Origin of the sequence: Pseudonocardia humida (assembly GCF_023898865.1) — a bacterium.
Lineage (GTDB): Bacteria > Actinomycetota > Actinomycetes > Mycobacteriales > Pseudonocardiaceae > Pseudonocardia > Pseudonocardia humida.
The window spans coordinates 1-26,655 of record NZ_JAGSOV010000048.1 but is presented as its reverse complement, the minus strand read 5'-3'; the positions used below and the strand labels follow the sequence as shown (position 1 = coordinate 26,655).

General features: G+C 74.0%; 27 protein-coding genes. 19 read left to right on the top strand and 8 right to left on the bottom strand.

Going from position 1 to position 26,655, the window contains the following annotated elements; all coding sequences use genetic code 11:
• Window positions 1–20 precede the first annotated feature (20 nt).
• Entirely contained in the window at window positions 21–338 is a 318-nt protein-coding gene (locus KDL28_RS23205; RefSeq protein ID WP_252441589.1) for a DUF3817 domain-containing protein, read from the top strand.
• A 9-nt stretch (window positions 339–347) separates the two neighbouring features.
• Here KDL28_RS23205 and KDL28_RS23200 read toward each other — a convergent pair whose 3' ends face one another.
• A complete protein-coding gene (locus KDL28_RS23200; protein ID WP_252441588.1) occupies window positions 348–1,130 on the bottom strand; it encodes a DUF2470 domain-containing protein in 783 nt (260 codons plus the stop codon).
• 108 nt (window positions 1,131–1,238) lie between these two features.
• On the opposite strand from KDL28_RS23200, the gene KDL28_RS23195 reads away from it, so the two are divergent.
• Window positions 1,239–2,108: a hypothetical protein gene (locus KDL28_RS23195; protein WP_252441587.1), complete on the top strand. Its 870-nt coding sequence runs from the start codon at window positions 1,239–1,241 to the stop codon at window positions 2,106–2,108.
• Between the two features lie 18 nt (window positions 2,109–2,126).
• On the opposite strand, the gene KDL28_RS23190 is transcribed toward KDL28_RS23195, so the two are convergent.
• From KDL28_RS23190 to KDL28_RS23180, 3 genes are read right to left on the bottom strand one after another with little or no spacing between them, the layout of a single operon-like run.
• Window positions 2,127–3,314 (bottom strand): DUF7373 family lipoprotein, encoded by a 1,188-nt coding sequence (locus tag KDL28_RS23190; protein ID WP_252441586.1) that lies wholly within the window; start codon window positions 3,312–3,314, stop codon window positions 2,127–2,129.
• 14 nt (window positions 3,315–3,328) lie between these two features.
• The gene (locus KDL28_RS23185; RefSeq protein ID WP_252441585.1) at window positions 3,329–4,540 is read right to left on the bottom strand and encodes a DUF7373 family lipoprotein; all 1,212 of its coding nucleotides are present in this window, start codon (window positions 4,538–4,540) and stop codon (window positions 3,329–3,331) included.
• Window positions 4,541–4,573: 33 nt separating this feature from the next.
• Window positions 4,574–5,785, bottom strand: coding sequence for a DUF7373 family lipoprotein (locus KDL28_RS23180; protein WP_252441584.1), 1,212 nt, complete (start codon window positions 5,783–5,785; stop codon window positions 4,574–4,576).
• Between the two features lie 128 nt (window positions 5,786–5,913).
• Between KDL28_RS23180 and pheA the strand changes: the two genes are divergently transcribed.
• The 3 genes from pheA to KDL28_RS40600 all read left to right on the top strand — a co-directional run bounded on the left by pheA (window position 5,914) and on the right by KDL28_RS40600 (window position 8,006).
• A complete protein-coding gene (gene pheA, locus KDL28_RS23175) occupies window positions 5,914–6,855 on the top strand; it encodes a prephenate dehydratase (protein ID WP_252441583.1) in 942 nt (313 codons plus the stop codon).
• Entirely contained in the window at window positions 6,852–7,625 is a 774-nt protein-coding gene (locus KDL28_RS23170; protein WP_252441582.1) for a histidine phosphatase family protein, read from the top strand. Before pheA ends, KDL28_RS23170 begins: the two co-directional genes overlap by 4 nt.
• A 204-nt stretch (window positions 7,626–7,829) precedes the next feature.
• Window positions 7,830–8,006: an excisionase family DNA-binding protein gene (locus KDL28_RS40600; protein ID WP_256502514.1), complete on the top strand. Its 177-nt coding sequence runs from the start codon at window positions 7,830–7,832 to the stop codon at window positions 8,004–8,006.
• A 21-nt stretch (window positions 8,007–8,027) separates the two neighbouring features.
• Here KDL28_RS40600 and KDL28_RS23160 read toward each other — a convergent pair whose 3' ends face one another.
• Together KDL28_RS23160 and KDL28_RS23155 are read right to left on the bottom strand one after the other, a co-directional pair.
• A complete protein-coding gene (locus tag KDL28_RS23160; protein ID WP_252441615.1) occupies window positions 8,028–8,366 on the bottom strand; it encodes a metallopeptidase family protein in 339 nt (112 codons plus the stop codon).
• 41 nt (window positions 8,367–8,407) lie between these two features.
• On the bottom strand, window positions 8,408–9,853 hold the full coding sequence (locus KDL28_RS23155; RefSeq protein ID WP_252441580.1) for a septum formation family protein: 1,446 nt from the start codon (window positions 9,851–9,853) through the stop codon (window positions 8,408–8,410).
• A 178-nt stretch (window positions 9,854–10,031) separates the two neighbouring features.
• Between KDL28_RS23155 and KDL28_RS23150 the strand changes: the two genes are divergently transcribed.
• The 8 genes from KDL28_RS23150 (at window position 10,032) to KDL28_RS23115 (ending at window position 16,827) form a co-directional block, all read left to right on the top strand.
• Window positions 10,032–10,691: a hypothetical protein gene (locus tag KDL28_RS23150; protein ID WP_252441579.1), complete on the top strand. Its 660-nt coding sequence runs from the start codon at window positions 10,032–10,034 to the stop codon at window positions 10,689–10,691.
• Window positions 10,691–11,854, top strand: coding sequence for a glutathionylspermidine synthase family protein (locus KDL28_RS23145; protein WP_252441578.1), 1,164 nt, complete (start codon window positions 10,691–10,693; stop codon window positions 11,852–11,854). Before KDL28_RS23150 ends, KDL28_RS23145 begins: the two co-directional genes overlap by 1 nt.
• A gap of 72 nt (window positions 11,855–11,926) precedes the next feature.
• On the top strand, window positions 11,927–12,385 hold the full coding sequence (locus KDL28_RS23140) for a DUF350 domain-containing protein (protein ID WP_252441577.1): 459 nt from the start codon (window positions 11,927–11,929) through the stop codon (window positions 12,383–12,385).
• A 178-nt stretch (window positions 12,386–12,563) separates the two neighbouring features.
• On the top strand, window positions 12,564–13,583 hold the full coding sequence (locus KDL28_RS23135; RefSeq protein ID WP_252441576.1) for a DNA polymerase III subunit beta family protein: 1,020 nt from the start codon (window positions 12,564–12,566) through the stop codon (window positions 13,581–13,583).
• On the top strand, window positions 13,580–14,065 hold the full coding sequence (locus tag KDL28_RS23130; protein WP_252441575.1) for a hypothetical protein: 486 nt from the start codon (window positions 13,580–13,582) through the stop codon (window positions 14,063–14,065). Before KDL28_RS23135 ends, KDL28_RS23130 begins: the two co-directional genes overlap by 4 nt.
• A gap of 26 nt (window positions 14,066–14,091) precedes the next feature.
• Entirely contained in the window at window positions 14,092–14,901 is an 810-nt protein-coding gene (locus KDL28_RS23125) for an HAD family hydrolase (RefSeq protein ID WP_252441574.1), read from the top strand.
• 154 nt (window positions 14,902–15,055) lie between these two features.
• Complete coding sequence (locus KDL28_RS23120) at window positions 15,056–15,673, top strand: phosphatase PAP2 family protein (RefSeq protein ID WP_372497046.1); 618 nt, start codon at window positions 15,056–15,058, stop codon at window positions 15,671–15,673.
• 224 nt (window positions 15,674–15,897) lie between these two features.
• Entirely contained in the window at window positions 15,898–16,827 is a 930-nt protein-coding gene (locus KDL28_RS23115) for a decaprenyl-phosphate phosphoribosyltransferase (protein ID WP_372497047.1), read from the top strand.
• Here the strand turns inward: KDL28_RS23115 and KDL28_RS41645 are convergent.
• Window positions 16,818–17,516, bottom strand: a complete 699-nt coding sequence (locus KDL28_RS41645) for an LbetaH domain-containing protein (protein ID WP_252441572.1) — start codon at window positions 17,514–17,516, stop codon at window positions 16,818–16,820. The genes KDL28_RS23115 and KDL28_RS41645 overlap by 10 nt on opposite strands.
• A gap of 83 nt (window positions 17,517–17,599) precedes the next feature.
• On the opposite strand from KDL28_RS41645, the gene KDL28_RS23105 reads away from it, so the two are divergent.
• Genes KDL28_RS23105 through KDL28_RS23090 form a run of 4 tightly spaced genes read left to right on the top strand, consistent with a single transcriptional unit; the run spans window position 17,600 to window position 21,166 of the window.
• On the top strand, window positions 17,600–18,697 hold the full coding sequence (locus KDL28_RS23105; RefSeq protein WP_252441613.1) for a DegT/DnrJ/EryC1/StrS family aminotransferase: 1,098 nt from the start codon (window positions 17,600–17,602) through the stop codon (window positions 18,695–18,697).
• Window positions 18,694–19,131 carry a GtrA family protein gene (locus tag KDL28_RS23100; protein WP_252441571.1) on the top strand — a complete coding sequence of 146 codons (438 nt, stop codon included), beginning with the start codon at window positions 18,694–18,696 and terminating at the stop codon, window positions 19,129–19,131. The genes KDL28_RS23105 and KDL28_RS23100 overlap by 4 nt, the downstream gene beginning before the upstream one ends.
• A 20-nt stretch (window positions 19,132–19,151) precedes the next feature.
• A complete protein-coding gene (locus KDL28_RS23095) occupies window positions 19,152–20,096 on the top strand; it encodes a Gfo/Idh/MocA family protein (protein WP_252441570.1) in 945 nt (314 codons plus the stop codon).
• A gap of 47 nt (window positions 20,097–20,143) precedes the next feature.
• A complete protein-coding gene (locus tag KDL28_RS23090) occupies window positions 20,144–21,166 on the top strand; it encodes a glycosyltransferase family 2 protein (protein ID WP_252441569.1) in 1,023 nt (340 codons plus the stop codon).
• Window positions 21,167–21,208: 42 nt separating this feature from the next.
• Here KDL28_RS23090 and KDL28_RS23085 read toward each other — a convergent pair whose 3' ends face one another.
• Window positions 21,209–23,176 (bottom strand): DUF6541 family protein, encoded by a 1,968-nt coding sequence (locus tag KDL28_RS23085; protein ID WP_252441568.1) that lies wholly within the window; start codon window positions 23,174–23,176, stop codon window positions 21,209–21,211.
• A 196-nt stretch (window positions 23,177–23,372) separates the two neighbouring features.
• Here KDL28_RS23085 and glf point away from each other — a divergent pair, with 196 nt between their 5' ends.
• Complete coding sequence (glf, locus tag KDL28_RS23080; protein WP_252441567.1) at window positions 23,373–24,566, top strand: UDP-galactopyranose mutase; 1,194 nt, start codon at window positions 23,373–23,375, stop codon at window positions 24,564–24,566.
• Window positions 24,567–24,576: 10 nt separating this feature from the next.
• Window positions 24,577–26,583, top strand: a complete 2,007-nt coding sequence (locus KDL28_RS23075; RefSeq protein ID WP_252441566.1) for a glycosyltransferase — start codon at window positions 24,577–24,579, stop codon at window positions 26,581–26,583.
• Window positions 26,584–26,655 lie beyond the last annotated feature (72 nt).

Below are 26,655 nucleotides of genomic sequence, written 5' to 3'. Positions count from 1 at the left end.
TCCCCGATCGAGAGGCCCCCGTGTCCGTCGAGACCGCTCTGCGCAACTACCGCGTCGCGGCGTGGGTCACCGGCATCGGGCTGATCGCGCTCGTGTTCGTGGCCATGCCGCTGAAGTACTTCCTGGACGTGCCGGGGCCGGTGGCCGTGGTCGGCGTGACGCACGGCTTCCTCTACATGATCTATATCGTGTGCACGCTGCTGCTGGCCGAGCGGGGCCGGTGGAAGCCGCTGGACGCGCTGCTCATCCTGCTCGCCGGCACGATCCCGATCGCGTCGTTCGTCGCGGAGCGCCGGGTCACCGCCCGGGTGCGGGCCGGGCGTTCGCCGGTCAGCTGACGGCGGGGCTCACACCGCCGGTCGTTCGGCGTCCGGCGCGGTGAGCCCGATCAGCAGCCGCAGCTGCGCCCACAGCTCCGGCACGGTGGCCGGGGTGGCGTCCCAGGACAGCCGGACGTCGTGGTCGCGGTACGGGGTCTCGACGCGCAGCCGCAGGCCGAGCCGGTCGAGCCCGAGCGGGCGCACCCGGACGTCGGGCCGCTCGCGCAGCGCCGCGGGCAGGTGCCGGGCGAGCGCGGTGAGCGTCTCGGGGTGGCACTTCTCCATGTGGGAGAGCAGGCCCTGCTCGGCGCGGCAGAACGGGTCGGGCCGGGCGCCGGCCAGCTCGACGGGGGCCAGCGCGGCGCTGCCCTCGGCGTCGGAGAGCACGATGAAGTCGGGGTCGAGCCGCACGAGGGTGGCCCCGTGGCCGAGCCGGAGCAGGTCGGGGTGGGGGTTGGCGTCGGCGACCTGCAGGGCGAACCGGCGGGCGGTCTCGGGTTCGGGCAGCCACAGCCGTCCGGTCACCCAGAGCAGCCCCCTGACCGGCTGGCGCAGGTCGACCGGTGCGGTGTCGGTGAGCTCCAGCATGGCGGTGTAGTTGCCCGCGCCGCGCCGGATGCGCTCGACGACGGGCTCGTCGTCGGCGAACAGTAGGACCGCGGAGCCGTCGGCGCGGACCTGGTGCACGAGCGGCGCGACGGTCGCTTCCCCGGTCGCGACCAGCGATGCCGCGCCGCCCCGGGCGGCGATGCTGCGCGCGCGCTCGGTGTCGGCGGGGGCGGGCGGGCGGCGCAGCCTGCTGCGTCCCAAGGGGCTCACCTCCGAATTAGGTAAGCCTAAGTTATCGACCGGTTCGAGGCGTGTCCAGCGGCCCGTTGTCAGGCCACGCTCGGCGACCGGTTAGCGTCATCGACCGTGATGACGGAGGCAGGAGCGGACGCCTGGGCCATCCCTCCGCTGTTCTCCCGGCTGGTGGACGACACGAGCCTGCTGTCGCCCCGCGCCGGCGCCCCCGGCGTGGACGCGGTGGTCGCCCGCCACCTGGAAGCGCGCGACGGTCGGCACGGGGGCCTGGTGGGCCACCTGGCCTGCCCGGTGTCGCGGCTCCCCGCGCTGGTCACCGAGCTGGCGCGGGCGGCACCCGCCCGCCCGGTCGACCTGTCGCTGGTGGTCGACACCGGGCTCGGAGCGGTGCCGAAGGCGCTGTCGACGGTGTTCTCCCGCACCTCCCTGCTCGCGCCGCGCACCATCGAGACGGCGGCGCCGCCGGACGTCGACGCGGTCTGGCTGGAGCGGGTGTCGGAGTTCGTGCCGGAGGACGTGGTGGCGGTCGTGGAGCCGCGCCGCCCGCTCGGCGACGACCAGGAGCTGATCGGGGCCTGGCTGGAGGCGGTGCGCCGGGTCGCGGAGCACGGCTGCGCGCCCAAGTTGCGCTGCGGCGGCCCGCGGCCCTCGGACGTGCCGAGCGTGGAGCAGGTGGAGCGGTTCGTGCGGATCACCGCGGAGTCCGGGCGCGGGTTCACCACCTCCGGGCTGCGCCAGGTCGTGCACTCCGCGGAGCCGGACCAGCACGGCGTCCTCAACCTGCTGGTCGCCGTGGCGCGGGCGATCGCCGGTGGCGACGTGGTGGAGGCGCTGCGCAGCACCGACAAGGCGGCACTGGTCGCGGAGCTGGGCGGGCTGTCGCCGGAGGCGGTCGGCGGGGTGCGCGGGCGGCTGGCGCGCTGCGGCGCCGACCCGGGCCCGCTGCCCGCCGACGAGCTGGCCGGGCTGGGCCTGCCCGCCTGAGGCCGTCCGGCCCGGCCGTCAGCCGTCGATCAGGTCGATCTGGGCCGCCAGCAGCGTGGTCATGGCCGCGGTGTCGTCGACCGAGCGGATGGCGTCGATGTCCACCCACACGAGGTGGGCGCCGCGGCTCGCGTAGCAGCGCTGGTAGAACGACGCCAGGCTGGGCACGCTGCGGTCGGTGCGGAAGCAGGACGCGTCCGGGGCGCCCGGCAGCGTGAACGGGACGCGCCCCTCCGCGCCGGCGTCGGAGGTGACGAACGCCTGCCGGACCGCCTCGGCCTGCGCCGGCCCCGGGAAGGCCTGCAGGACGGCGGCGTAGCTGTGCGCGCCGTCGTAGGTGAGCCAGCGGAACGAGCCGCGGAAGCCGTTCGCGGTGAGCAGGGCGCGGTCGGCGATCGGGTCGGTCGACGAGTGCAGGGTCGCCTCGAGGTCGAACGGGCCACTGCCCCGGACGGCGTCGCCGGGCGGGCGGACGGTCAGCTCGCTCAGCCCGGCCGGGTCGTCGGGCACGTCGGGGACCCCGGCCTGGGGGGTGGGCGTGAACGACGCGAGCAGCCGGGAGTGCACCTCGGCCAGCCGGGTGGCCTCGGCGAGCGCGACGCCCGCGGGCGCCTGGTGGAAGACGTAGCCGAACAGCCGGCCCACCGGCACCCAGATCTGCACCACCTCCGTCTCCTCCTCGACCCTGACCTGCGCCGTCGCCCCGCCGAGCACGGTCGTCTGGCGCTCGCCGGAGACCAGCGAGGCCGCGGCCAGCTCGACGACGGCGTGGCGCGCCGCGGCCGGGTCGGACAGCTCGGCCGACTGCGTCACCGTCCACCACCCCTCCGCGTTCGAGGCGCACGCCCGCCAGGCGGTGACGAACCCGTACTTGGCCAGGACGGGCGCGACGGTGCCCTCCGGGAAGGACGTCGCCTCGACGTCGCGCGGGGCCACCAGCTCGCCGGTCGTCGAGCACGGGTTGGTGCGGTCGGGGAACTGCTCGCGCACGATGGGCGTCGCCGCGGCCAGCCGGATCGCCTCCAGGATCTGGCCGTTGCCCTGCGGTGGCGGCACGACGATCCCGGGCGCGGGCTCCCCGGAACCGGTGGGCAGGTCGATCAGCTGGGCGGGGCGGGCGGCCCCGGCCACCGGGGCGGCGCAGGCCGTGGCGGCCACCACGGACAGCGCCGCGAGCGCGGTCGACCAGCGTCGGGCTGGGTGCATCGGGCGGTCCTCCGTCAGCCGTCGATCAGGTCGACCTGGGTGCGCACCATGGCGCCCAGCGTCGTGGTGTCGTCGACCCGGTCGGAGCCGTAGACGTCGACGGGGGCCAGGTAGCCGCCGCGGGTGACGAGGCAGCGCTGGGTGACCAGCGGGGCGCCGGTGGTGCCCCGGTCGACGGTGTGGCAGGTGGCGTCGGGCACCGCGGGCAGCGCGATCCGCCGCTGGTCGGGGTAGCCGTCCTCGACCGCCGCGTACGCGGCGCGGACGGCCTCGGCCTGGGCGGGCCCGGGGAACGCGTCGAGCACGACGAGGTAGCCGAGGATGCCGTCGTCGGTCCGGATGCGGAACCCGCCCAGGTGGTCGTGGGTGGTCAGCAGGGCGCGGGTGGCGACGGGGTCGGCCGCGGTGTGCAGGGTGGCGGCCAGGCCGTACCAGCCGGTGCCGCTGAGCACGTCGCCGGGCGGGCGGACCATCCGCGGCACCAGGCCGAGCGGGTCGACGGGCAGGTCGGCCACCTCCGCCTGCGGGGTCGGGGTGAACGCCGCGAGCAGCCGGGCGTGGGCGTCGGCGAGGCGGGTGGCCTCGCCGAGCGCGGTCCCGGCCGGGCCGTTGTGCCGGACGAACCCGATCGTGCGCCCGACCGGCACCCAGATCTCCACGACCTCCCGGTCGCCCTCGGAGAGCACCTGGGCCCGCGACCCGCCCAGGACGGAGGTCTGCTGCTCGCCGGACCGCAGGGACGTGGCGGCCAGCTCGGCCGCGGTGGCCCGGGCCGCGGCGGGGTCGGCCATCTCCAGGGTGTCGGCCACGGACCGCACCTCGGGCGGGGCGTCCGGCGGCGCGGCGCACGCCCGCCACCCCGCGACGTAGCCGTACTTCACCAGGACGGGCTCCACCGTGCCGGGCGGGTAGGCGCCGAGGTCCTCGACGCGCCCGGGGCTGGTGAGCGGCCCCGCCGGGCCGCAGGTGTCGGCGCGGTCGGGGAGGACCTCCCGCACGTACGGGGTGGCGGCGGCCAGCCGCGCGGCCTCCACCGAGATCCCCTCCGCGGGGGGCGGGGTGATGCCGGGCGCCGGTTCGCCCGGCGCAGTGGGCGCCGCGACCGCGTCCACGGCCGCCGCCCGGCCCTCCAGCGGCGCCGCGCACGCGGACAGCGCCGCGAGCAGCCCGAGCGCCACCGCCCACCGCCCGGTGCCGTGGCCGGCGCGGCCGTCCCCTCCGGTCATCGTCCGTCCCCCCGAACGGTCGAGTCGGGCCGGTCAGCCCTGGATGAGGTCGCGCTGCTGGGGCAGCAGCTCGTTCATCTTGGCGGTGTCGTCGGCCGAGTCCAGCCCGCCGACGTCGACGCTGGCCAGGTAGCCGCCGAAGCCGACGTAGCAGCGCTGGTAGAACGAGGGCGTCCCGGGCAGGCCGCCGTCGAAGACGAAGCACGGCGCGTCCGGGATGGCCTCCAGCTCGAACGGGGTGCCGCCGAACGCCGTCTCCTCCAGCCGCGCGAAGCCGTCGTAGACGACGTTGGTCTGCGCGGAGCCGGGGAACTTGTAGAGCGAGACCGAGTAGTTGTGCTCGTCGTCGCCGGAGGTGACGTAGAACATCGACTCGAACCCGTTGTCCGCCAGCAGGTCGCGCTCGGCCTCGGCGTCGATCGCGAGCCGCAGGTAGGACTCGAGCTCGTAGGGGCCGGTGCCCTTCTGGATCTCGCCGGGCAGCTTGACGATCCGCGGGATCAGGCCGGCCGGGTCGAGCGGCAGGTTGGGCAGCTCGGCCTGCGGGGTCGGGGTGAACGCCTCCAGCAGCCGGGTGTGCTCGGTGATCAGCCGGGTGGCGCCGTCGAGGGCCTGGCCGCTGGGCGCGGTGTGGAAGACGTAGGCCAGGGTGCGCCCGACCGGCGCCCAGATCTCGACGGTGTCGTTCTCCTCGTCGTTGCTGGTCTGCACGGGGTAGCCGTCGAGCACGGTGCTGGTGCGCTCGTCGAAGTCCTGCCCGGCCTTGGCCAGCTCGTCGGCCGCGGCCCGCGCCGACGCCGGGTCGGACAGCTCCACCGACAGCGACAGCGTCCCGCGGTTCTCCACGTCCTGCTGGCACTCGCCCCACCCGGCGGCGAACCCGTACTTGTCCAGGATCGGCTTGGCCGTGCCCTCGACGAAGTACAGCGCTTCGATGCTCTCCGTGCTGAAGAACGCGCCCTCGGGGAAGCAGTACTCGGTCCGGTCGGGGAAGACCGACGGGATGATCGGCGTGGCCGCGGCGAGCCGGTGCGCCTCCAGGCTCCGCCCGTCCTCCGGCGCCTGGATGATGTCCTCCGGGGACGGCGGAGCGGGTGCCGCGGTCAGCGGCGGTTCGCCGTCGCGCGGTAGCGCGGCCGCCGCCCGGCCCTGCACCGTCGAGCTGCACGCCGCGAGCGAGACCAGGGTCAGCGCGCCGAGCGCGACCGCCGTCGCCTGCCGTAACCGGCTGGATACCCCCACCATGCGACGGAGGTTACGGCGACCACCGGATCGGGTGATGCGCACTTCTACGCAGAGGCGCTATGGGGGCCAGGACCGTCGGCGAACGGGGGCGCAGGGGCACGGGCGGCCGAACGCATAGGGTCGGGGGCGTGTCCCGCATCGCGTTCCTCGGGCCGCACGCCACGTTCACCGAACAGGCGCTGCGGTCGCTCCCGGAGGCCTCCGACGCCGAGTTGGTGCCGTTCGCCGGAAGCCTGGCCGTGCTGGCCGCCGTCCGCGACGGCGAGGTCGAGGCCGGTTGCGTGCCGATCGAGAACTCGGTGGAGGGCGCGGTGCCCGCCGTGCTGGACAGCCTCGTCGAGGACCCGCCGCTGGTCATCGTGCGGGAGGCGGTGCTGGCGGTGCGGTTCGCGCTGCTGGTGCGCCCGGGACGAACGGTCGACGACGTGCGGTCGGTGGCGTCGCACCCGCACGGCATCGCGCAGACCCGCGGCTGGATCGCCGAGCACCTCCCGGGGGCCGACGTGCGCACCACGACGTCCACGTCGGAGGCCGCCGCCCAGGTGGCGCGCGGCGAGGTCGACGCCGCGGTGGCCGCACCGCTGGCCGGCGAGCTGCACGGCCTGCACGCGCTGCACGACGACGTCGCCGACAACCGCGGCGCGATCACCCGGTTCGCCCTGGTCAGCCGGCCCACCACGCCGCCGGCGGCGACCGGGCGCGACCGGACCACGCTGGCCGCGACCACCCAGAACCGACCGGGTGCCCTGCTCGGCCTGCTGACGGAGCTGACCATGCGCGGCATCGACCTGACCCGCATCGAGTCGCGGCCCCTGAAGGACCGCCACGCCGAGTACTGGTTCCACCTCGACTGCACCGGCCACGTCGCCGAACCGGCGATGGGCGAGGCGCTGGCCGCGCTGCACCGCCGCTGCGACAAGGTCCGCTACCTGGGCTCCTACCCACGGGCGGGCAACGGCGCCGCCGACGCCGCGGGCCCCACGCCCGCCCCGTTCGGCGACCCGGACGCCGACGGCTTCCGCGCCGCCGAGGAATGGCTGGCCGGACTGCGCGCGGGGACGCGGGCATGAGCGAGCTGGCGAGCGAATCATCGGCGCAGCGCGAGCTGGCGAGCGAATCATCGGCGCAGCGCGAGCTGGCGAGCGAATCATCAGCACAGCGCGCTCCGCGCCTGGTCCTGGTGCGCCACGGCCAGACCGCCGCCAACGTCATCCACGCCCTCGACACCCGCCCGCCCGGCGCCCCGCTCACCGAGCTGGGCCACGCGCAGGCCGCCGCGCTGGCCGAGCGGCTGCGGGTCGACCCCGTGGTCGGCGGTCCGATCAGCGCCGTGCACGCCTCCACGGCCACCCGGGCCCAGCAGACCGCCGCCCCCCTCGCCGCCGCGCTCGGCCTGGAGGTGCAGGTCGTCGACGGCGCCCACGAGATCTTCGTCGGTGACCTGGAGAACCGCTCGGACGTCGAGGCCCGCGAGCGGTTCGAGGAGGTCTACGCGGCCTGGGGGCGCGGCGACCTGGACGCCCACCTGCCCGGTGGCGAGTCGGCCCAGGAGCTGCGCGACCGGTTCACCGCGGCCGTCGAGAAGATCACCGGCCCGGCCGCGGGGCCGGTCGCCGGCACGGTGGTGCTGGTCAGCCACGGCGCCGCCATCCGACTCGGGGCCGCGGCCCTGCTGGGCGACGTGGTCGAGACGGCGTACCTGGGCAACACCGGGATCGTGGTGCTGTCCGCCATCGGCAGCGGGGACGGCAGCGGGCAGGGTGGCGGGTGGGAGCTCGTGCACTGGGACCCGGCGCCGCCGCGCCCGGGCGACGTCACCGCGGGCGGCGAGGCGGACTGACCCCTCACCGGCTCATCGCTCGTCGGGTGGGCGGTCGAGGGCGCTCTCGGGCCTGGATGACGAGCGCCTCGGTGGCCACGGTGCGCAGCGTGCACGGGTGGGTGTAGCGGCCGGTGCCGTCGTCGACGTGCAGCGCGATCAGGCGGTCGGGAAGGGCGCCGCACCTCGCCGGCTCGGCGGCGAAGCCGTCGTCCGGTACCTCACCTGTCGCCGTGCGGTGAAGTCGCCAAGCGGCTCGGAGTCACGCAGCGCGCGGTCACGAAGTGGGTGGCTCAGGGCAAGCTCGTCCCCGCCGTCATCACCCCGGGGCGGCGCTATCGGCTCCGGTGGTCGGAGGTCCGGCAGCAGCTGCGCGACCTCCAGGAGCGCGACGACTGGTGAGCGGCGCCGGGTAGGGGCGACTCAGCCCCACCCGAGGTCGTGCAGCGTCTGCTCGTCGATCCCGAAGTGGTGCGCGATCTCGTGCACCACCGTCACCGTCACCTCGTGCACGACCTCGTCCTCGTCCGCGCAGACGTCGAGGATCGCCTCCCGGTAGATGCTGATCCGGTCGGGCAGCACCCCGCCGTAGGACGAGGTCCGCTCGGTGAGCGCGACGCCGTGGTAGAGCCCGAGCAGCGCGGGCTCCTCGTCGTTGCGGTCCTCGACCAGGACCACGACGTTGTCCATCTGGGCGGACAGCTCGGCCGGCACGGAGTCCAGGGCGTCGGACACCAGCTCCTCGAACCGGCGCCGGGTCATCTGCACGACGCCAGTCTTCCACCTGGGCGAACGGGGGTGGGTCAGGTGCCTGCCGGCGGATTGATGTCCAGCTCCTGGTCGACGATCGGGACGTCGATCTCGCCGCCGGTGTCGCCGTCGGTCGGGGGCTCCGGGGTGGTCGGGACCTCGGTCGTCGGCGGGACCTCGCCGCCGTCCCCGACGGGTGCCTCACCCTCGACGGGCGGTTGCTCGCCGTCGGGCTGCTCGCCGTCGGTGGGCGGGTTCTGGCCGTCCAGCGGGGGCTGCTCGTCGCCGCCGCCGTCGCCCTGCGGCCGCTCGGTCTCCTCGACCGACGGGGCCGGTACACCGGGGGCCGGGAGGTTCACGGCCGGCGGGGCAGGCTCGCCGCCCACGACCACGGTGCCCTTGGCGGCTCCGGTGATCGGCGCGAAGCCGCTGCGGTCGGGCAGCAGGGCCGCCAGGTTGCAGTTGACCCGGCGGGTGCCCGCGGCCCAGGACTCCTCGGTGATGTTGTCCCAGTAGACGGTCAGGCCCTTGGCCGCGATCGCGGCCGGGTCGCCCAGGTACTCGCCCGCGATCCGGGCGCACTCCGGCTGCAGGAAGCCGTCCTGGTCGCCGACCTGCGGGAACGCGTCGGGGAACTGGCCGGAGAGGTCGACGATGCCGACCGTCTCGACGGCGTGCTGGCCCGAGCAGCTGACCGGGTCGCCGATGGTCTTGCCGTCGATGGCCAGGCAGGTGCCCGGCTCCTGGACGTTCGACTGGTCGCTGTCGGACGCCTTGCCGACCATCGGGTACAGCGCACCGGAGCGCGAGGCGCTCTGCAGGCCGCAGCGCAGGTCGCGGTTGCCCTGCTCCCACTTCGCGGCCGACGGCTTGAGCGCACCCACCCGGTACCGCCCGACCGGGTCGAACTTCCCGTTCAGGTAGTTGACCACGATCGGGGTGCAGCGCTCGTTGACCAGCTGGCGCATCTTCTGGTCGTCGGGCAGCGCCGCCTGGTCGGCCAGCGCGATCGAGCCCGCCTGCTCGAACAGGTGCGACTGGGCGCAGTCGACCAGCGCGGTGTCCGCGGCGTCGGGCCGGGTCCAGTTCAGGCAGGTGCCCGGGGTGGCGGGCGGCGGCTCGACCTCCACGATCTCCGGCACGGCAGGCGCCGCGGGCAGGGCCGCGAACGACCCCAGCACCGGCACCGTGCCCGCGCCCAGCGTGTCCAGGCTGGCCACGCCGAGCATGGTCAGCGCGCCGACCAGCACGCCCAGCACCACGCGACGGGCCGGGTGCTGGGTCGAGAACCCGCTCCCCGCTCGCCGCGACGGGGCGGGGCGCCCCGACCTGGGCAGCGGGGCCAGGGCGGTGTGGTCACCGCCGAGCATGCCCGACTGCCGCAGGGGAGCGCGGTCGTCCGGGTACCGGGGGAACGCGGGCGGGATCTCGGGGAAGCCGGGCGGGGGAGCGTCGGCGTCGGTGAGACCTCGGCGTGGCGCCGTGAGGGTTCGGTCCATGACGGGCGCAATGATGCCGTCACCCGCCGCGTCGGCTCACCGGGCCGCGCCGGTCGCTCGGCCATCGGTCGTCGCCGTGCTGCGAGCGTCAACGTGTGCGCGCCCGACGTCGGCCGGTACGGTTCCGCGCGCAGGCCGGATCGGTGAACGGCAAGTCGGTGAGCGACAGGGGATTCGCGTGGCGGACAACGAGGAGGAGGAGCGGTCGACGTCCGGCCGGATGCGGTTCCAGGACGAGACCACTACTCCGCGTGAGCCTACCCTCGCCGAAAGGCGGGCCCGCGAGCAGGCCCGCAAGCGCGCTGAAGAGGCCGAACGCGCCGCCGAGGAAGAAGCGGACCGCAAGAAGCGGGTGCGCAAGAGGGTGCTCGTCGGCACCGGCGTCACCGTCGGTGTGGTCGCCGTGATCGCGGTCGGGTACGCGCTCGCCGCCCCGGACGACGTGGTCGAGGCCCAGTGCGTCGACGAGGAGACCGGTGTCGTCGTCGACGACGCCAACTGCGTCACCCCGGCGGCCAACCCGACCTACCACGGCGGCGGCGGGTACTTCATCTTCGTCGGCGACGGCGGCCGGCAGTACCGCTACAACTACGGCGGCAGCGGCACTTTCGGCTCGCGGGTGAGCGGTGGCACGGCCATCGCGCCCAAGGACGGCGTGACGGTGCGGACGCCGTCGGGGCGCACGCTCTCGGGCGGCTCGGCCGGCACCCCGCCGCGCACCTCCGGCGGCACCTCGGCCGGCTCGGGCTCCAGCTCCAGCGGCAGCTCCGCGGGCAGCCCCAGCGTCTCCCGCGGCGGGCTCGGCGTGAACGGCACCGGATCGAGCAGCGGCAGCTGATGGAACGGCACCGGGGGGAACCGCGGCCCGACTGGCAGCGCAAGGTCGCCGAGCAGGGCCTGGTCTACGGCACGCCCGGACGGGGCGAGGGCGGCGCCGACCGCGACTACTGGGACGAGTCCGTCCACTACAGCTTCACCATGGACGAGGTCCTGTCCCTCGAAGCCGACGTCGAGGTCGTGCACTCCATGTGCCTGGAGGCCGTCGACCACGTCGTCACCGCCGAGCGGTTCCGCGACTTCGCGCTGCCCGAATGGTCCTGGGAGGCCGTCGCCAAGTCCTGGAAGCGCAGCGACCCGCACGTCTACGGCCGGTTCGACCTGCGCTACGACGGCGGCGGACCGGCCAAGCTGCTGGAGTACAACGCCGACACGCCCACCACGCTGCTGGAGGCATCGGTCCTGCAGTGGAACTGGCTGCAGGACACCCACCCCGACTCCGACCAGTGGAACTCGCTGCACGAGAAGCTCGTCGAGCGGTGGGGCGAGCTGAAGGCCCGCCTGCCCGGCGACGACATCCACTTCACCTGGTCGCGCGCCGACGCCAGCGGCGAGGACCACGTCACCGTCGGCTACCTGCAGGAGACCGCCGCCGAAGCCGGCCTGGACACCGTCGGGCTGGCCATCGAGGACATCGGCTGGGACTCCGCCCTCGACCGCTTCGTCGACCTCGAGGAAGCCCCCATCTCCACCGCGTTCAAGCTCTACCCCTGGGAGTGGGTGCTCACCGACGACTTCGGCAAGCACGTCGCCCGCGGGCTGCCCGAGACGCTGTGGATCGAGCCGCTGTGGAAGTCGCTGCTCAGCAACAAGGCGCTACTCGCCGTGCTGTGGGAGCTCTACCCCGGCCACCCCAACCTGCTCCCGGCGTTCCTCGACCAGCCCGGCCTGCTCACCGAGTACGTCCGCAAGCCCCGACTCGGCCGGGAGGGCGCCAACATCCAGATCGTCGCGCCCGGCATGGAGCACCAGACGGGTGGCGTCTACGGCGAGGAGGGCTACGTCTACCAGCTCTTCGCCCCGCTGCCCGAGTTCGACGGATACCGTCCCGCCCTCGGCGCCTGGATCGTCGGCGACACCTCCGCCGGCCTGGGCATCCGGGAGACCGTCGGACTGGTCACCGACGACGGCGCCGCCTTCGTCCCGCACCTGATACGGGACTGACCGCTCCCCACACCCCTCCCCACCCCCTTAGATCCGCCGGGCACCCCGCTCGGAGCTCCCTGGAGGCCGTCCGTGAACACCACCATCCTCGCCCAGATCGACGGGACCTACTTCTCCCTGATCGGCCGCGGGATCGGCGCGATCCTGCTCTACGCTGTCGTCGGCGTGCTGCTGATGCTGCTCGGCTTCTGGGCCGTCGACATCACCACGCCCGGCAAGCTCAACCGCCTCGTCCGCGAGGGTCGCCCCAACTCCGTCATCGTCACCGCCGCCGGCATGGTGAGCATGGCGTTCATCGTCGTCGTGGCCATCTACAGCTCCGGGGGCGCGCTGCTGGAGGGGCTGCTGGCCTCGCTGATCTTCGGCCTGGTCGGGATCATCGTGCAGGTACTGGGCGTGCGGCTGCTGGAGTGGGTGACCGGCATCGACATCGGCGAGGTGCTCGCCGCCCCGGAGATCCGCCCCCAGGCCTACGTCGTCTCCGCCGCCCACGTCGCCCTCGGCCTCGTCGTCGCCGTCGCCATCCTCTGACCCTCCCTCCCCGCTCCCTCCCCGCTCCCACCCCCTCGCCGCTCGCTCGCTCGCTCGAAAGTTCAGGAAGCCACGATGCTGCCCTCAGAGGGCAGCATCGTGGCTTTCCTGAACTCCGGGATGGGGTCGCGATGGTGCAGTTGACTCTCGACAAGGTCGAGACCCGAGGGTGATCGGCATGGAGGAGAGCTTGCGCGGGATCGGCGCGATGGCCCGGGAGTCCGGGCTGTCGGTCAGCGCCCTGCGCTTCTACGACGGCGCCGGGGTGCTCGTGCCCGCCGTCGTCGACCCGCGCTCGGGCTACCGGTTCTACGCTCCCGACCAGCTCGTCGTGGCCCGGCTGGTGGCCGGGCTGCGCCGGGTGGGGATGCCGCTGGCCGGGATCCGCGAGGTGCTGGCGCACCGCGACGACCCGGACGCGCTCGACGCGCTGCTGGCCGCGCACCTGCGCCGGCTGGAGCAGGGCCTGGTCGACGCCCGTCGCGCGCTCTCCTCGATCCGCTCGCTGCTCGAGGAGGACCCCGTGCCCGCCCTGCCCACCACCGCCCGCGTGCGCGGCGCCGACCTGGCCGCCGTTCTGCGCGCCGTCCGGTTCGCCGCCGGGGCGCACCCCGACATGCCGGCGCTGGGCGCCGTGCTGTTCGACGTCGGTGCCGACGCGATCACCCTGGTCGCCACCGACCGCTTCCGGTTGGCCGTGGCGCCCGCCCCGTGCGTCGAGGTCAGCGGGCCGCCGGTGGGCGCGCTGGTGCCGGTCGAGCTGGCCGACCGCATCGCCGCGCAGCTCGACGACACCGAGGTCGCCGTGTCCGTGCGCGGGATGTCGATCACCGTCGGGGCGGTCGGGGGTGAGCTGCTGCCCGACGCCTACCCCGACTACCGGGCCCTGCTCACCGGGGACGGCCGCCGGGTCGCGGTCGACGAGGGGCTGCGCCGCGCGCTGGCCGCCGCGCCCACCCGCACCATGAGCCGCGAGCCCGACGGCGTCGAGTTCGAGGTCGCGGCGCTCGGCCTGACCGCCGACGGCCTGCTCACCGCGGACGGCAGCGGCGGGATCGGCGTCAACCGGGAGTTCCTGCTGCAGGCGCTGGACGCCGGTGGTCCCGGCCAGCTGGAGCTGCTGCTCGACGGCCCGGTGACACCGCTGGTCGTGCGTTCGCCGCGGTCGGTCTCGCTGCTGATGCCGGTGCGGCTGTGACGGGCCGGGAGGCGACGGGGCGGGAGGCGACCGGCGTCGAGGACCCGGTGATGGGCCGGATCCACGCCGCCCAGCTGCGGGCCGCGGCGGGGGAGCGGGCCGGGGCGGCCGCCGACCTGGCGGCGCTGTGGGACGAGATCGGCGGCGAGGCGGGCGACCCGCTGCACGCCGTGTCGCTGGCCCACTTCCTGGCCGATCTGCAGGACGACCCGGCCGACGAGCTGGAGTGGGACCGCCGCGCCCTGCGCGCCGCCGACGGCCTCACCGACGAGCGCGCCCGGGAGTACCACTCGTCGCTGGCGGTGCGCGGCTTCTACCCGTCGCTGCACCTGAACCTGGCCGCCGACCTCGTCGAGCTCGGCGATCCGGAGGCCGCCCGACACCACCTCGATCGCGCCGAGGCCGGCTTCGCCGACCTGCCGCCCGGCGAGTACGCCGACATGATCACCGGCGCCGTGGCCCGCCTCCGCGCCCAGCTCTGACCGGAGCGGTACGTAGGGTGGGGCGGGTGCAGGCTCCACGGCTCGTCGCCACCGACGTGGACGGCACGCTCCTCGGCCCGGACGACCACGTCCCGGCCAGGGCGGTCGCCGTCATCGAGCGGCTGGTCGCGGCCGGGGTCGGCTTCGTGCTGGTCACCGGCAGGCCGCCGCGCTGGATCCCGCCCGTGCTGGCCGAGCTGCCGGTGGGCAGGCTGGCCGTGTGCGCCAACGGCGGCGTCCTGTACGACGCCGTCGACGACCGCATCCTGTGGTCCCGCACGCTCGACCCCGACGCCCTCGACGCCCTGGCCACCGCGGTCGCCGGGGTGTTCCCGGAGTCCGGGCTGGCCGTCGAGCGGGTGGGGGAGCGCGCACTCGACGACGCCGTGCCGTTCATCGCCGAGCCCGCCTACCAGCACGCCTGGCCCGAGGCCGACAACGCCGTCACCACCCGCGACGAGCTGCTCGACCGGCCCGCGGTGAAGATGCTGGTGCGCAACCCGGGCCTGTCCAGCGACGCGATGGTCGCCGCGCTGACCCCGGTGGTCGGCCACCTCGCCGACCTCACGTTCTCCCACCCCCGCGGCCTGGTCGAGATGTCGCCGCCGGGGGTCACCAAGGCCACCGGGCTCGCCGAGGTGGCGCGCCGGGCCGGGGTCGAGCCCTGCGACGTCATCGCGTTCGGCGACATGCCCAACGACCTGGAGATGCTGCGCTGGGTCGGGCACGGCGTGGCCATGGGCAACGCCCACCCGGCGCTGATCGAGGTGGCCGACGAGGTCACCGCGGCCAACGGCGAGGACGGGCTGGCGCTGGTCCTGGAACGCTGGTTCTGACCGGGCCCGGCATCCGCACTGGTGCACCGCACCCGGTCGGTGCGGGGCGCCGGGCGTAGCATCGTCGCCGCACCGCGGGCACGCACCCCTGTCCGCCCACACCCGATCCCCGGCGCGGGCACGAGCTCCGGCGCCGCACTGGAGGCCCTCCACCGTGGCCGAGCTCCTCGACCGCCCCGGCCCGAGCCGCCCGCAGGCTCCCGCTCCCCGACCGGGAGCCGATCCCGACGCGACGACCGAGCAGGTCGTCGTGCCCCCGGCCCCCGCCGAGGTCCGCGTCCTGGAAGCGGTGCAGCAGCGCATGGGACGCCCGCCGGTGGTCCGCGCGGCCACCGGCATGTCGCACTTCGGCGAGCACGCCATGGGCTGGCTGGCGATCGGTGCCGCGGGCGCGCTGCTCGACCGCCGCCGTCGCCGCGAGTGGGTCGCCGCCACCGCGGGCGTCGCGCTCGCGCACGGCGCCTCGGTCGGGGTCAAGCGGGTGGTCCGCCGCCCGCGCCCCGACCACGAGCGCGTGCGGGTGCTCGTGGGCACCCCCAGCAAGCTGAGCTTCCCCTCCGCCCACGCCACCTCCACGGCCGCCGCCGCCGTGCTGCTCGGCCCGCTGCTGGGCAGGCCGGGCCGGCTGGTCACCGCCGCGGTGGCGCCGATGGCGCTGTCGCGCATGGTGCTGGGCGTGCACTACCCCACCGACGTCCTCGCCGGAACCGCCCTCGGCGCCGCGGTCGGCCTGTTCACCCGGCGCCTCTCCGCCCGGGAGGGACGGCGATGACCAGCAGCACCGACTCCACCGCGCGCACCAACGGGGCGACCGCCGCGAACGGCTCGAAGCCCGTGGACCCGACGCCCGCCGAGCAGTCGACCGAGCAGTCGACCGAGCAGTCGACCGAGCAGTCGACCGAGCAGTCGACCGAGCAGTCGGCCGAGGAAGCGGTCGTGGAGCCTGCGGCGGAGCCGACCGACCCGCCGGTCGTGGAGCCGACCACCGAGCCCGACATGGCCGGACCGACCGGCGACGAGTCGACGACGCCTGCCGAGCCGACCCCCCGCACCCCCGCCCGGGTGGCCGCGGGCGTGCTGCGCACCATGCGCCCGCGCCAGTGGGTGAAGAACGTCCTGGTGCTGGCCGCCCCGTTCGCCGCGGGCGACATCTTCATGCCCGGCATCGCGGTCGACCTGCTGATCGCGTTCGCCGCGTTCTCCATCGCCGCATCGGGCATCTACCTGGTCAACGACGCCAACGACGTCGCGGCCGACCGCGCCCACCCGACCAAGCGCAACCGCCCCATCGCCGCGGGCGTCGTCCCGGTGCCGCTGGCGCTGGGCGTGGCCGTGGTGCTGCTGCTGGGCGCGCTCGCGCTCAGCGCGCTGGCCAGCCTGCAGCTGCTTGCGGTGCTGGCCGTCTACGTGGTCGTGCAGCTGTCGTACTGCTTCTGGCTCAAGCACCAGCCGGTGCTCGACATCTGCATCGTCGCCTCCGGCTTCCTGCTGCGCGCCGTGGCCGGCGGCGCGGCCACCGGCATCCCGCTGTCGCAGTGGTTCCTGCTCTCGGCCGGCTTCGGCTCGCTGTTCATGGTGGCCGGCAAGCGCTACGCGGAGATGATGCTCGCCGAGCGCACCGGCGCGAAGATCCGCAAGTCGCTGGAGAGCTACTCGGCGTCCTACCTGCGGTTCGTGTGGGCGCTGTCGGCCACCGTGCTCATCACCACGTACTGCCTGTGGGCGTTCGCGATCGGTGAGCAGCAGCACAACATGGTGTGGTCGGCGATCTCGATCGTCCCGTTCGTGGTCGCGGTGCTGCGCTACTCCGTCGACGTCGACGGCGGCAACGGCGGCGAGCCGGAGGAGATCGCCCTCGGCGACCGGGTGCTGCAGGTGCTGGCCGTGATGTGGCTGGCCACGCTCACCGCAGCGGTCTACTTCTGAGCCGTCCCGGTCCGCTCGTCCCACCACCGCCAGGCGGCGACCAGCGCGTCGCCCGGGCCCGGGTCGGCGGGCACCCGGCCCGCGCGGTAGGACGCGTCGAGGGCCGCGGCGTCCGCCTCCGTGACGCCGCGGCGGGCCATGCCGACCGTGTTGGCCCCGTGCACCCGCGCCGGGCTGCCGTAGGCCTTGCCGAACGGCGGCACGTCGCGGGTCACCACGGCCGACATCCCGATCATCGAACCGGGCCCGACCACGCGGCGCTGGTGCACGGTGGCGTTCATGCCGAGGTTGGCCCAGGACCCGATGCGGGCGTGTCCGCCGAGCGCCGCGCCCGCCGACGTGGTCACCTCGTCGCCGAGCTCGCAGTCGTGGGCGACGTAGGAGCGGCTCAGCAGCCAGCACCCGGCGCCGATCCGGGTGGGGCCCCGGCTGCCCTGCTGCACGCTGGACATCTCCCGCACGACCGTGCCCGGCCCGATCTCCACCCCGTGGTGCTGCAGGTCGCCCGTCCACGCGGCGTTCTGCGCGGCGCTGGTGAGCTCGGGCGGGCTGCCGATCACGCACCCCGCCCCGATGCGCACGCCGTCGCCGATGTGGCAGGGACCGAGCAGCACGGCGTGCGGCCCGATCTCGACACCGGTGCCGAGCTCGACGCCGGGCCCGACGACCGCGGTCGGATGGACGATCACGCGGACCACCGTAGAGGTGGGGGGACCGCCGCCGTGCGGATGCCCGGATACGCTGTCCGATCGTGTCCACCGCCGGGAACCGCATGATCCCCATCTCCACCGTCCAGCTCGGGTCCGACGTGGAGCGCGCCGTGCTCGAGGTGCTGCGCTCCGGCCATCTGGCGCAGGGCGCGAAGGTGGCCGAGTTCGAGCGGGAGTTCGCCGCGCTGTGCGGGGTCCCGCACGCCGTGGCGGTGAGCAACGGCAGCATCGCGCTCACCGCCGCGCTGCAGGGACTGGGGCTCGGCGCCGGCGACGAGGTGCTCACCTCGCCGTTCACCTTCATCGCCACGGTGAACGCCGTGCTCGCCACCGGGGCCCGGGTGCGCTTCGCCGACATCCGCGCCGACGACTTCGCCCTCGACCCGTCCGCGGTCAAGGACGCGGTGACCGGGAGCACGAAGGTGCTGATGCCGGTGCACCTGTTCGGGCAGACCGCCGACATGGACCCGCTGCTCGCCGTGGCCGCCGACCACGGCCTGCGGCTCGTGGAGGACGCCGCACAGGCGCACGGGGCCGGGTACCGCGGCCGTACGGCCGGGTCGTTCGGCGTCGGGTGCTTCTCGTTCTACGCGACGAAGAACCTGACCACCGGCGAGGGCGGGATGATCACCACCGCCGACGACGAGCTGGCCGACCGGCTGCGGGTCCTGCGCAACCAGGGCATGCGGGCGCGCTACCAGTACGAGATGGTCGGTCACAACTACCGGATGACCGACCTGGCCGCGGCGGTCGGGCTGCCCCAGCTGGCCCGCTACCCCGAGCAGGTGCGGCGCCGCAGGGCGAACGCCGACCGGCTGACCGAGCGGCTGCGCGACGTGCCCGGGCTGGTCGTGCCCGAGGTGCTGCCGGGGCGCGAGCACGTCTGGCACCAGTACACCGTGCTGGTCACCGAGGACGCCGCCGTCGACCGCGACGCGCTCGGCGCCGGGCTGGCCGAGCGCGGGGTCGGCAGCGGGATCTACTACCCGAAGCTCGCCCACGAGTACCCCGCCTACGCCGAGCACCCCCTGGTCGAGGTGGCCGACACCCCGGTCGCCGCGCGGATCGCCCGGCAGTGCCTCGCGCTCCCCGTGCACGCCGCGCTGACCGACGACGAGGTCGAGCGGGTCGCCGACGCGGTGCGGGACGTGCTGTCGTGAGTGACGCGCCGCAGCGGAGCGGGCGCTCGACGCTCAGCGCGCGCCGGTTCCTGATCTACATCGGGGTCGGCGCGATCGGGTTCGCCGTCGACTTCGGCCTGCTGGTGCTGCTGCGCGAGGTGTTCGGCGCCCCCGTCTGGCTCGCCGCGACCGTCGCGTTCTGGGGCAGCCTCGGCGTGGTCTTCCTGTCCAACAAGTACCTGACCTTCGGCGCGCAGGGGGCCGGGCACCGCCAGCTGGTGCGCTACTTCATCCTGCTCGGGGTCAACTACCTGGCGACGCTCGGGGTGATCTGGCTCGCCGAGCGGACCGGGCTCGGCTACCAGCTCGGGAAGATCATCTCGGTGGCGATGACCACCCTCTGGAACTACTTCGCCTACCAGCTGTGGGTGTTCCGCAGCACCGAACCGGCCGACCCGGTCACCACAACCTGAGCCGATACGAGGAAGCAGCCGTGTTGAAGTTCGCCATCGTCGGCGCCGGTGTCATGGGCACCAACCACGCGCGCATCGCCCGCTCCGTGCCCGGAGTGCAGGTCGCGTACGTCGTCGACCCCGACCGCGACCGCGCCGAGCGGGTCGCCGCCGGCTGCGGTGCGCAGGCCACCACCGACCTCGCCGACGTCCTCGGCCGCGTCGACTGCGCCGTCGTCGCCTCGCCCAGCTCGCTGCACGAGCAGCACGGACTGGCCCTGCTCGGGCACGGCACCCACCTGCTGATCGAGAAGCCGATCGCGACCAGCCGCGAGGAGGCGCAGCGGCTCGTCGACGCCGCCGCCGACCGGGGCGTCGTCCTGCAGGTCGGGCACGTCGAGCGGTTCAACCCGGCGGTGCTGGAGCTCGACCGGCTGCGCGACGGCATCGTGCACATCGACACCGCCCGGATCAGCCCCTACAGCAACCGGGTCGAGGTCGGCGTGGTGCTCGACCTCATGATCCACGACCTGGACATCGTGCTCGCCCTGGCCGGGGGCGAGCCGACCGCGGTGTCGGCCATCGCGCAGCGGCCGCGCTCGGCCACCGAGGACCTGGTCAGCGCGATCGTGGAGTTCGACAACGGGGTCAGCGCGTCGCTGACGGCCAGCCGGATCGGCCAGAACAAGATCCGCACGCTGGCCATCACCCGGGAGAAGGACTTCGTCAGCGTCGACCTGCTCCGCCAGGACGTGACGATCCACCGGGTGGACCATTCGGAGTACCTCTCCGACGAGGGGACGCGCTACCGGCAGACCGGCGTGGTCGAACTGCCGTTCCTCGAGAACCGGGGGGAGCCGCTGTACCTGGAGCTGTCACACTTCGCCGCGGCCGTGCGCGACGGCACCGAGCCGCGCGTCACCGGGCGCGACGGCATGCGGGCGCTCGACCTGGCCGAGCGGGTGCGCGCCGCGGCCGGGCTCTGACCACCCACCGCACGAGACCATCCACACACGAGGGAGACGGGACGAGGGTGTACGAGAACCACCGCATCGCGGCCGTGGTGCCGGCGTACAACGAGGAGAAGCTGATCACCAAGGTGATCACGACGATGCCGGACTTCGTCGACCACATCGTGATCGTCGACGACAAGAGCAGCGATGCCACGGCCGAGCGGGCCCGCTCCACCGGCGACCCGCGGGTGCTCGTCATCACCCACGAGAAGAACACCGGTGTGGGCGGGGCCATCATCACCGGGCACCGGGCCGCGCTCGACCTCGGCGCCGACATCGACGTCGTGATGGCGGGCGACGCCCAGATGGACCCGAGCTACCTGCCCGCGCTGCTCGACCCGATCGTGCACGAGGGCTACGGCTTCGCCAAGGCCAACCGGTTCTTCTCCACCGGCTCCTACCAGGGCATGCCGGCCTACCGGGTGCTCGGCAACATCGTGCTGTCGTTCCTGACGAAGTTCGCCTCCGGGTACTGGCACATGTTCGACCCGCAGAACGGCTACACGGCCACCCGCCGCGACGTGCTGCAGCGGATGCCGATGCACCAGCTCGCCCGGCGCTACTCCTACGAGAACGACGTCCTGATCAACCTCAACATCCTGCGCGTGCCGGCCACCGACGTGCCGATCCCGGCGGTCTACGGCGACGAGATCTCCTCGATCAAGCTGCGCCGGGTCGGCCCGGAGATCGCGAACCTGCTGTTCCGCGGCTTCTGGCGGCGCTTCCTGTGGAAGTACGTCGTGCACTCGTTCTCGCCGGTGGCGCTGTTCGTCATCGGCGGGCTGCTGCTGACGCTGTTCGGCACCGCGGTGGGCATCTGGACGATCATCGAGACGATCGGGCCGCCGGCGGCGACGGCCGGGTCGGTCATCCTCGCCGTGGCGCCGTTCCTGCTGGGCATGCAGATGCTGATGTACGCGCTGATGCTCGACATCCAGGAGAGCCCCGACCGGCCGTCGGCGCCGCCGTCGCGCCAGCTGCGCGAGGACCCGTTGCCGCCGCGCGCGGTGCGCCAGGTGTCCTCCTCGCCGCCCGCGGCCTGAGCCCCGTCCGGTCCGGCGCGCCGCGCCGGGCCGGACGGGGTCTCACGGCCGGTCGGGGACGTAGTCGCGGTCGATCCGGTAGGCGGTGGCGTCGGCGTTGCGGTAGACCTCGGTCAGGAACGGCCGGTCGGCCAGATCGGTGAGCCCGGGTGCGCGCTGGGTCTGCTCGCCGCGCAGGAAGCCGCGGCCCACCAGCACGAAGCCCACGTCCAGCCGCTCCACCGCCGCTCGCACGGCGCGGTCGTCGGCGTACTGGTTGAAGCGGGTCTCCAGCAGCCCGACGTCGGTGTCGCCGAGCGCGGTGGCGTCGTAGTGTCCGGCGACCGGGTGCAGCCCGGCCAGCGGGTACATCCACACCGACCCGTCGTTGCGGTCGTTGAGCACCCGCGTGCCGGGCGGCACGATCTCGGCGAGCGCGTGGAACGCGGCGATCTCCGCGGAGGACACCGCGGGCCCCTCCCCGGTGTTGTTCGACATCCGGATCTGGCTGCGGCCGAGGTCGAGCAGCCCGCTGCCCGCGACCAGCGCGACCACCGCCACAGCGCCCACCGCGGCGGGGTCGACGGGGTGGCGCGGGACGGCGGCCCGCGCCAGCGCCGCGCCCAGCGCGGCGAGCTGGGCGAGGCCGTGCCCGATCAGCACGCACGCGGTGAGCGCGAACAGCCCGGCCAGCCGCCAGCGGTCGTTCCACCACGGCCGGGTGATCGCGTTCACCCACTCCGCGTCCGAGCTCGCGGCCAGCACGAACAGCGCACCGAGCACGACGGCCACGGCCCCGACCCAGCGCAGCTCCCCGAGCCGGTGGTAGGTCGCCACGCCGACGGCGAGCAGCAGCGTCGGCCACAGCTGCGGGGTGTCGGCCTCGTGGCCGAAGGACAGCAGTTCGACGGTCGCCGTCGTCCACGCCAGGTCCGCGGGCCAGTCCACCGGCGGGAAGCTCGCGGCGCTGTAGATCGAGCCGGCGATCTGCTGGGCCGACAGCGCGAGCCCGCCCAGCCCGGCCGCGACCAGCAGCAGCGGTTCGCGGCGCAGCGCCGCGGGCCGGCGCGCCCACCGCCACACCACGAGGGCCAGCGCGAACACGACCGCGCCGAACAGCATCGACGGGTGCAGGCACAGCAGCCCGGCGGTGCCCAGCGCCAGCAGCACCCCGGTGCCGGTGCGCGCCCGCCGGTCGGCGGCGTCGAGGAACTCCACGATCAGCAGCGCGAAGACCGGCGTGAGCACGACGCCGGTGGTGTAGGGCAGCAGCGGCCCGCGCCACAGCATGTCGTAGAAGGCGCTCAGGCCGGACACGGCGAGCGCGGCCCCGGCGGCGTGCGTGGTCGAGCCGCCGAAGCGGCGGACGAACGCGGCGAGCGCGAGCGCGGCCAGGCCCGGCAGCAGGCAGGTCTGCGCGTTCAGCACCGAGGGCAGGTCCTGGGCGGTCACCTGCCGGACGACGGCTCCCACGAGGTGGTAGGCGTTCGGGTAGAAGATCTCGGTGCCGCCGACGAACCAGTTGGTCTGGCTCATCCCGAACAGCCCGGCGTCGCCGGTCTCGGCGACCCACCGGATGCCGCTGGCGTGGAAGACCGCGTCCCAGTCCTGCGGCACGGTGCCCAGCCCGCCCATCCCGCCGAGCACGGCGGCGGCGCCGACCAGCGCCGAGACCGCGACCGCGGCGGCCAGCGCGAGGTCGGCGGCCGGCGGGCGGGGCGGCGGTCGGTCCGGCGCGCGGTCCGGGTCGCGCCCTGGCGTGACCACCACCCGCACGACCGCGACGACGGCGGCGAGGACCAGCGTGGCGCTCACCAGCACCCAGGGTGACCAGGGGATGCCCAGCGCGGTGGTCCACGGCCCGGTGAGCCCGGCCATGGCGTAGGTGAGCAGCGGGGCGGCCGCGACCAGCGACCACCCCCGCAGCCCGCCCGCCGCGCCGACCAGGGCGCCGGGGGTCAGCACGAGAGCGAGGGTGAAGCCGACGAGTCCGAGATCCGCGGCGGTGAGGTCGGGCAGTGGCACGGTCATCCTCCACTGATCATCACCGGTCCGTGGGCGAGCATGTCATGCGCGTCGTACAGCCCCGCACACGGCGCACGGTTCGTCGCGGGGACCGCCGCCCGGCGCACCGCCCGGCGCCGCCACCACCCTGCCATCGCCGCCGTCGTCGCCACGGTCACCGCGGCCGTCGGTCCTCGCCGGCCCCCCGCTACCCTCGATGGTCGTGAGCTACGCGGGATACGACCTCATCGTCGTCGGTTCGGGATTCTTCGGTCTGACCATCGCCGAGCGCACCGCCGAGCTCGGCAAGCGCGTGCTGGTTCTGGAGCGGCGGTCGCACATCGGCGGCAACGCCTACTCGGAGGCCGAGCCGGAGACCGGCATCGAGATCCACCGGTACGGCGCGCACCTGTTCCACACCTCGAACAAGCGCGTGTGGGACTACGTCAGCCGGTTCACCGAGTTCACCGGCTACCAGCACCGCGTGTTCGCCCGCGTCGCCGACCAGGTCTACGCGTTCCCGATGAACCTGGCGCTGATCAACCAGTTCTTCGGGAAGTCGCACACCCCGGACGAGGCCCGCGCCCTCATCGCCGAGCAGGCCGGCGAAATCAACACCAAGGACGCGAAGAACCTCGAGGAGAAGGCGATCTCGCTGGTCGGGCGCCCGCTCTACGAGGCGTTCGTCAAGGGCTACTCGGCCAAGCAGTGGCAGACCGACCCCACCGAGCTGGACGCCGCGATCATCACCCGGCTCCCGGTCCGCTACACCTTCGACAACCGGTACTTCAACGACACCTACGAGGGCCTGCCCGTCGACGGGTACACCGCGTGGCTGGAGAAGATGGCCGACCACCCGAACATCGAGGTGCGGCTCGACGTCGACTACTTCGACGTCCGCGAGGACATCCCGGCCGGCACCCCGACCGTCTACACCGGGCCGCTGGACCGCTACTTCGGCAACTCCGAGGGCGAGCTGAGCTGGCGCACGCTGGACTTCGAGCAGGAGGTCCTGCACGGCACCGGCGACTTCCAGGGCACCTCGGTCATGAACTACAACGACGCGGACGTGCCCTACACCCGCATCCACGAGTTCCGCCACTTCCACCCCGAGCGCGACTACCCCAAGGACAAGACGGTGATCGTCCGGGAGTACTCGCGCTTCGCCGAGCCCGGCGACGAGCCGTACTACCCGGTGGGCACGCCGGAGGACCGCGCCAAGCTCACCCGCTACCGCGAGCTGGCCCGCAAGGAGACCGCCAACGCCAACGTGCTGTTCGGCGGGCGCCTGGGCACCTACAAGTACCTGGACATGCACATGGCGATCGGGTCGGCGCTGACCATGTTCGAGAACCGGATCACGCCGTACTTCACCGAGGGCCGCGCACTGGCCGGCACCGAGTCGAGCGAGGACTGAGCCTTCCCTGATGACGCAGACCGCTGAGCTGACCGTGCCGGTGAACGGGGACACCGACCCGATCGGCAACCTGCTCCAACGGGTCATCCTGCCGCGCGCGGGCGACCCGATGAGCGTGCGCTCGCTGTACATGGACGAGCGCACCGGCATCCGCATGACCACCGCACCCGGCGACCCCTACGGCGCGCCCGTCACCCCCGTGCACCTGGCCGGGTCGGCGACCAGCGCGCGCAGGCTGCTGGCCACCTCCCGCACCTCCGCGGTGATCGCCGCGCAGAGCGAGGTGTCGTTCGGGGCGTACTTCAACGCGTTCGCCGCCGGCTACTGGCGGCGCTGGTCGCGGCTCACCGACGTGCGGCTGCGGCTGAACGTCGAGGGCACCGGGCGGATCGACGTCTACCGGACCAAGGCCGACGGCTCGCACATCTTCGTGTGCGGCGAGGTGCTCGCCGGCGGGCGCCGCGACGTCGAGATCACCCTCGACCTGCGCCCGTTCGAGGACGGCGGCTGGTACTGGTTCGACCTCACCACCGACAGCGACGAGCTGGTCGTGCACTCCGGCGGGTGGTTCGCCACCGAGGCGCCGACCGGGCGGGCCGCGGTCACCATCGGCATGCCGACGTTCAACCGGCCCGCCGACTGCGTCGCCACGCTCACCGCGATCGGCGAGCAGCCGCTCGTGCTGGCCACCGTCACCGCCGTCGTCATCGCCGACCAGGGCACGAAGAAGGTCCGCGACGAGCCGGGCTTCGCCGAGGCCGCCGCCGTGCTGGGCGACAAGCTGCGCATCATCGACCAGCCCAACCTGGGCGGGTCCGGCGGCTACGCCCGCGTCATGCACGAGGCGCTCTACGGCGCCGACGGCGCGGGCACCGGCTGCGAGCAGATCCTGTTCATGGACGACGACATCCTGCTCGAGCCCGACTCGGTGCTGCGCGCCGTCGCGTTCTCCCGGTACTCGCGCGAGCCGATGCTGGTCGGCGGGCAGATGCTGTCGCTGCAGGTGCGCTCGCAGCTGTCCACCATGGGCGAGGTCGTCGACCGCAACGCCTTCCTGTGGCGCAACGCCCCGGGCACCCAGCCGCACCACGACCTGGCCGAGCGCCCGCTGCGCCAGACCCCGTGGCTGCACCGGCGCACCGACGTCGACTACAACGCCTGGTGGATGTGCCTGATCCCGCGGGCCGTCGCCGAGGACCTCGGCATGCCGCTGCCGCTGTTCATCAAGTGGGACGACGCCGAGTACGGCCTGCGCGCCCGCTCCCGCGGCTACCGCACGGCCACCGTGCCGGGCATCGCGATCTGGCACATGTCGTTCATGGAGAAGGACGACACCAGCGACTGGCAGGCCTACTTCCACTACCGCAACCGGTTCGTCGCCGCCGCGCTGCACGGCCCGGACAGCGCCAAGGCCCTGGTGCGCGACACCGTCAAGCGCACCCTGCGCCACCTGATGCTGATGGAGTACTCGGCGGTCGCGCTGCAGGCCATGGCGCTGCGCGACTTCCTGGCCGGCCCGGACAAGCTGTTCGAGAACCTGCCGACCATCCTCGCCGACATCCGGGCCACCCGCGCCCAGTACGACGACGGGCGCCCGCTCGACTCGGCCACCCAGGTGCCGCTCTCCGAGCTGGACGCGCTGGCCGCGCAGCTGTTCCCGGAGCCGCCGACCGGCAAGGTCGCCATCGCCAAGGGCCTGGCCCGCAGCGTGGTGCACAACCTGCGCACCCCCGACCCGGCTTTCCACGTCGTGCCGCAGCGCAACGTGCCGTCGCGGCAGGCGCAGTGGTTCGTGCTGTCCCGGCTCGACTCGGCCACCGTCTCCACGCCCGACGGCCGCGGCGTCACCTTCCGCCGCCGCGACCCGCAGCTGTTCCGCGGCATGCTGGCGAACTCGGTGCGCCAGCTGCGCGAGGTCGCCAAGGCGTGGCCGGAGCTGCGCCGCAGCTACCGCGCGGCGCTGCCCGACCTGACCAGCCGGGAGTCCTGGGAGCGGAAGATCTTCTACAAGCAGTGACCCGGGGTGGGGGGGGGGGGGGGCCGGGGGGCCCCGGGAGACCACCCCCACCACCCCCCAGGGGGGGGGGGT

Coding starts and splice junctions, on each gene's coding strand:
- KDL28_RS23085 (WP_252441568.1), bottom strand. CDS start 23,176: ATGACCGTGCCACTGCCCGACCTCACCGCCGCGGATCTCGGACTCGTC.
- KDL28_RS23170 (WP_252441582.1), top strand. CDS start 6,852: ATGAGCGAGCTGGCGAGCGAATCATCGGCGCAGCGCGAGCTGGCGAGC.
- KDL28_RS23195 (WP_252441587.1), top strand. CDS start 1,239: ATGACGGAGGCAGGAGCGGACGCCTGGGCCATCCCTCCGCTGTTCTCC.
- KDL28_RS23180 (WP_252441584.1), bottom strand. CDS start 5,785: ATGGTGGGGGTATCCAGCCGGTTACGGCAGGCGACGGCGGTCGCGCTC.
- KDL28_RS23160 (WP_252441615.1), bottom strand. CDS start 8,366: ATGACCCGGCGCCGGTTCGAGGAGCTGGTGTCCGACGCCCTGGACTCC.
- KDL28_RS23115 (WP_372497047.1), top strand. CDS start 15,898: ATGGCCGGACCGACCGGCGACGAGTCGACGACGCCTGCCGAGCCGACC.
- KDL28_RS23075 (WP_252441566.1), top strand. CDS start 24,577: ATGACGCAGACCGCTGAGCTGACCGTGCCGGTGAACGGGGACACCGAC.
- KDL28_RS23145 (WP_252441578.1), top strand. CDS start 10,691: ATGGAACGGCACCGGGGGGAACCGCGGCCCGACTGGCAGCGCAAGGTC.
- KDL28_RS23105 (WP_252441613.1), top strand. CDS start 17,600: ATGATCCCCATCTCCACCGTCCAGCTCGGGTCCGACGTGGAGCGCGCC.
- KDL28_RS23185 (WP_252441585.1), bottom strand. CDS start 4,540: ATGACCGGAGGGGACGGCCGCGCCGGCCACGGCACCGGGCGGTGGGCG.
- KDL28_RS23155 (WP_252441580.1), bottom strand. CDS start 9,853: ATGGACCGAACCCTCACGGCGCCACGCCGAGGTCTCACCGACGCCGAC.
- KDL28_RS23135 (WP_252441576.1), top strand. CDS start 12,564: ATGGAGGAGAGCTTGCGCGGGATCGGCGCGATGGCCCGGGAGTCCGGG.
- KDL28_RS23190 (WP_252441586.1), bottom strand. CDS start 3,314: ATGCACCCAGCCCGACGCTGGTCGACCGCGCTCGCGGCGCTGTCCGTG.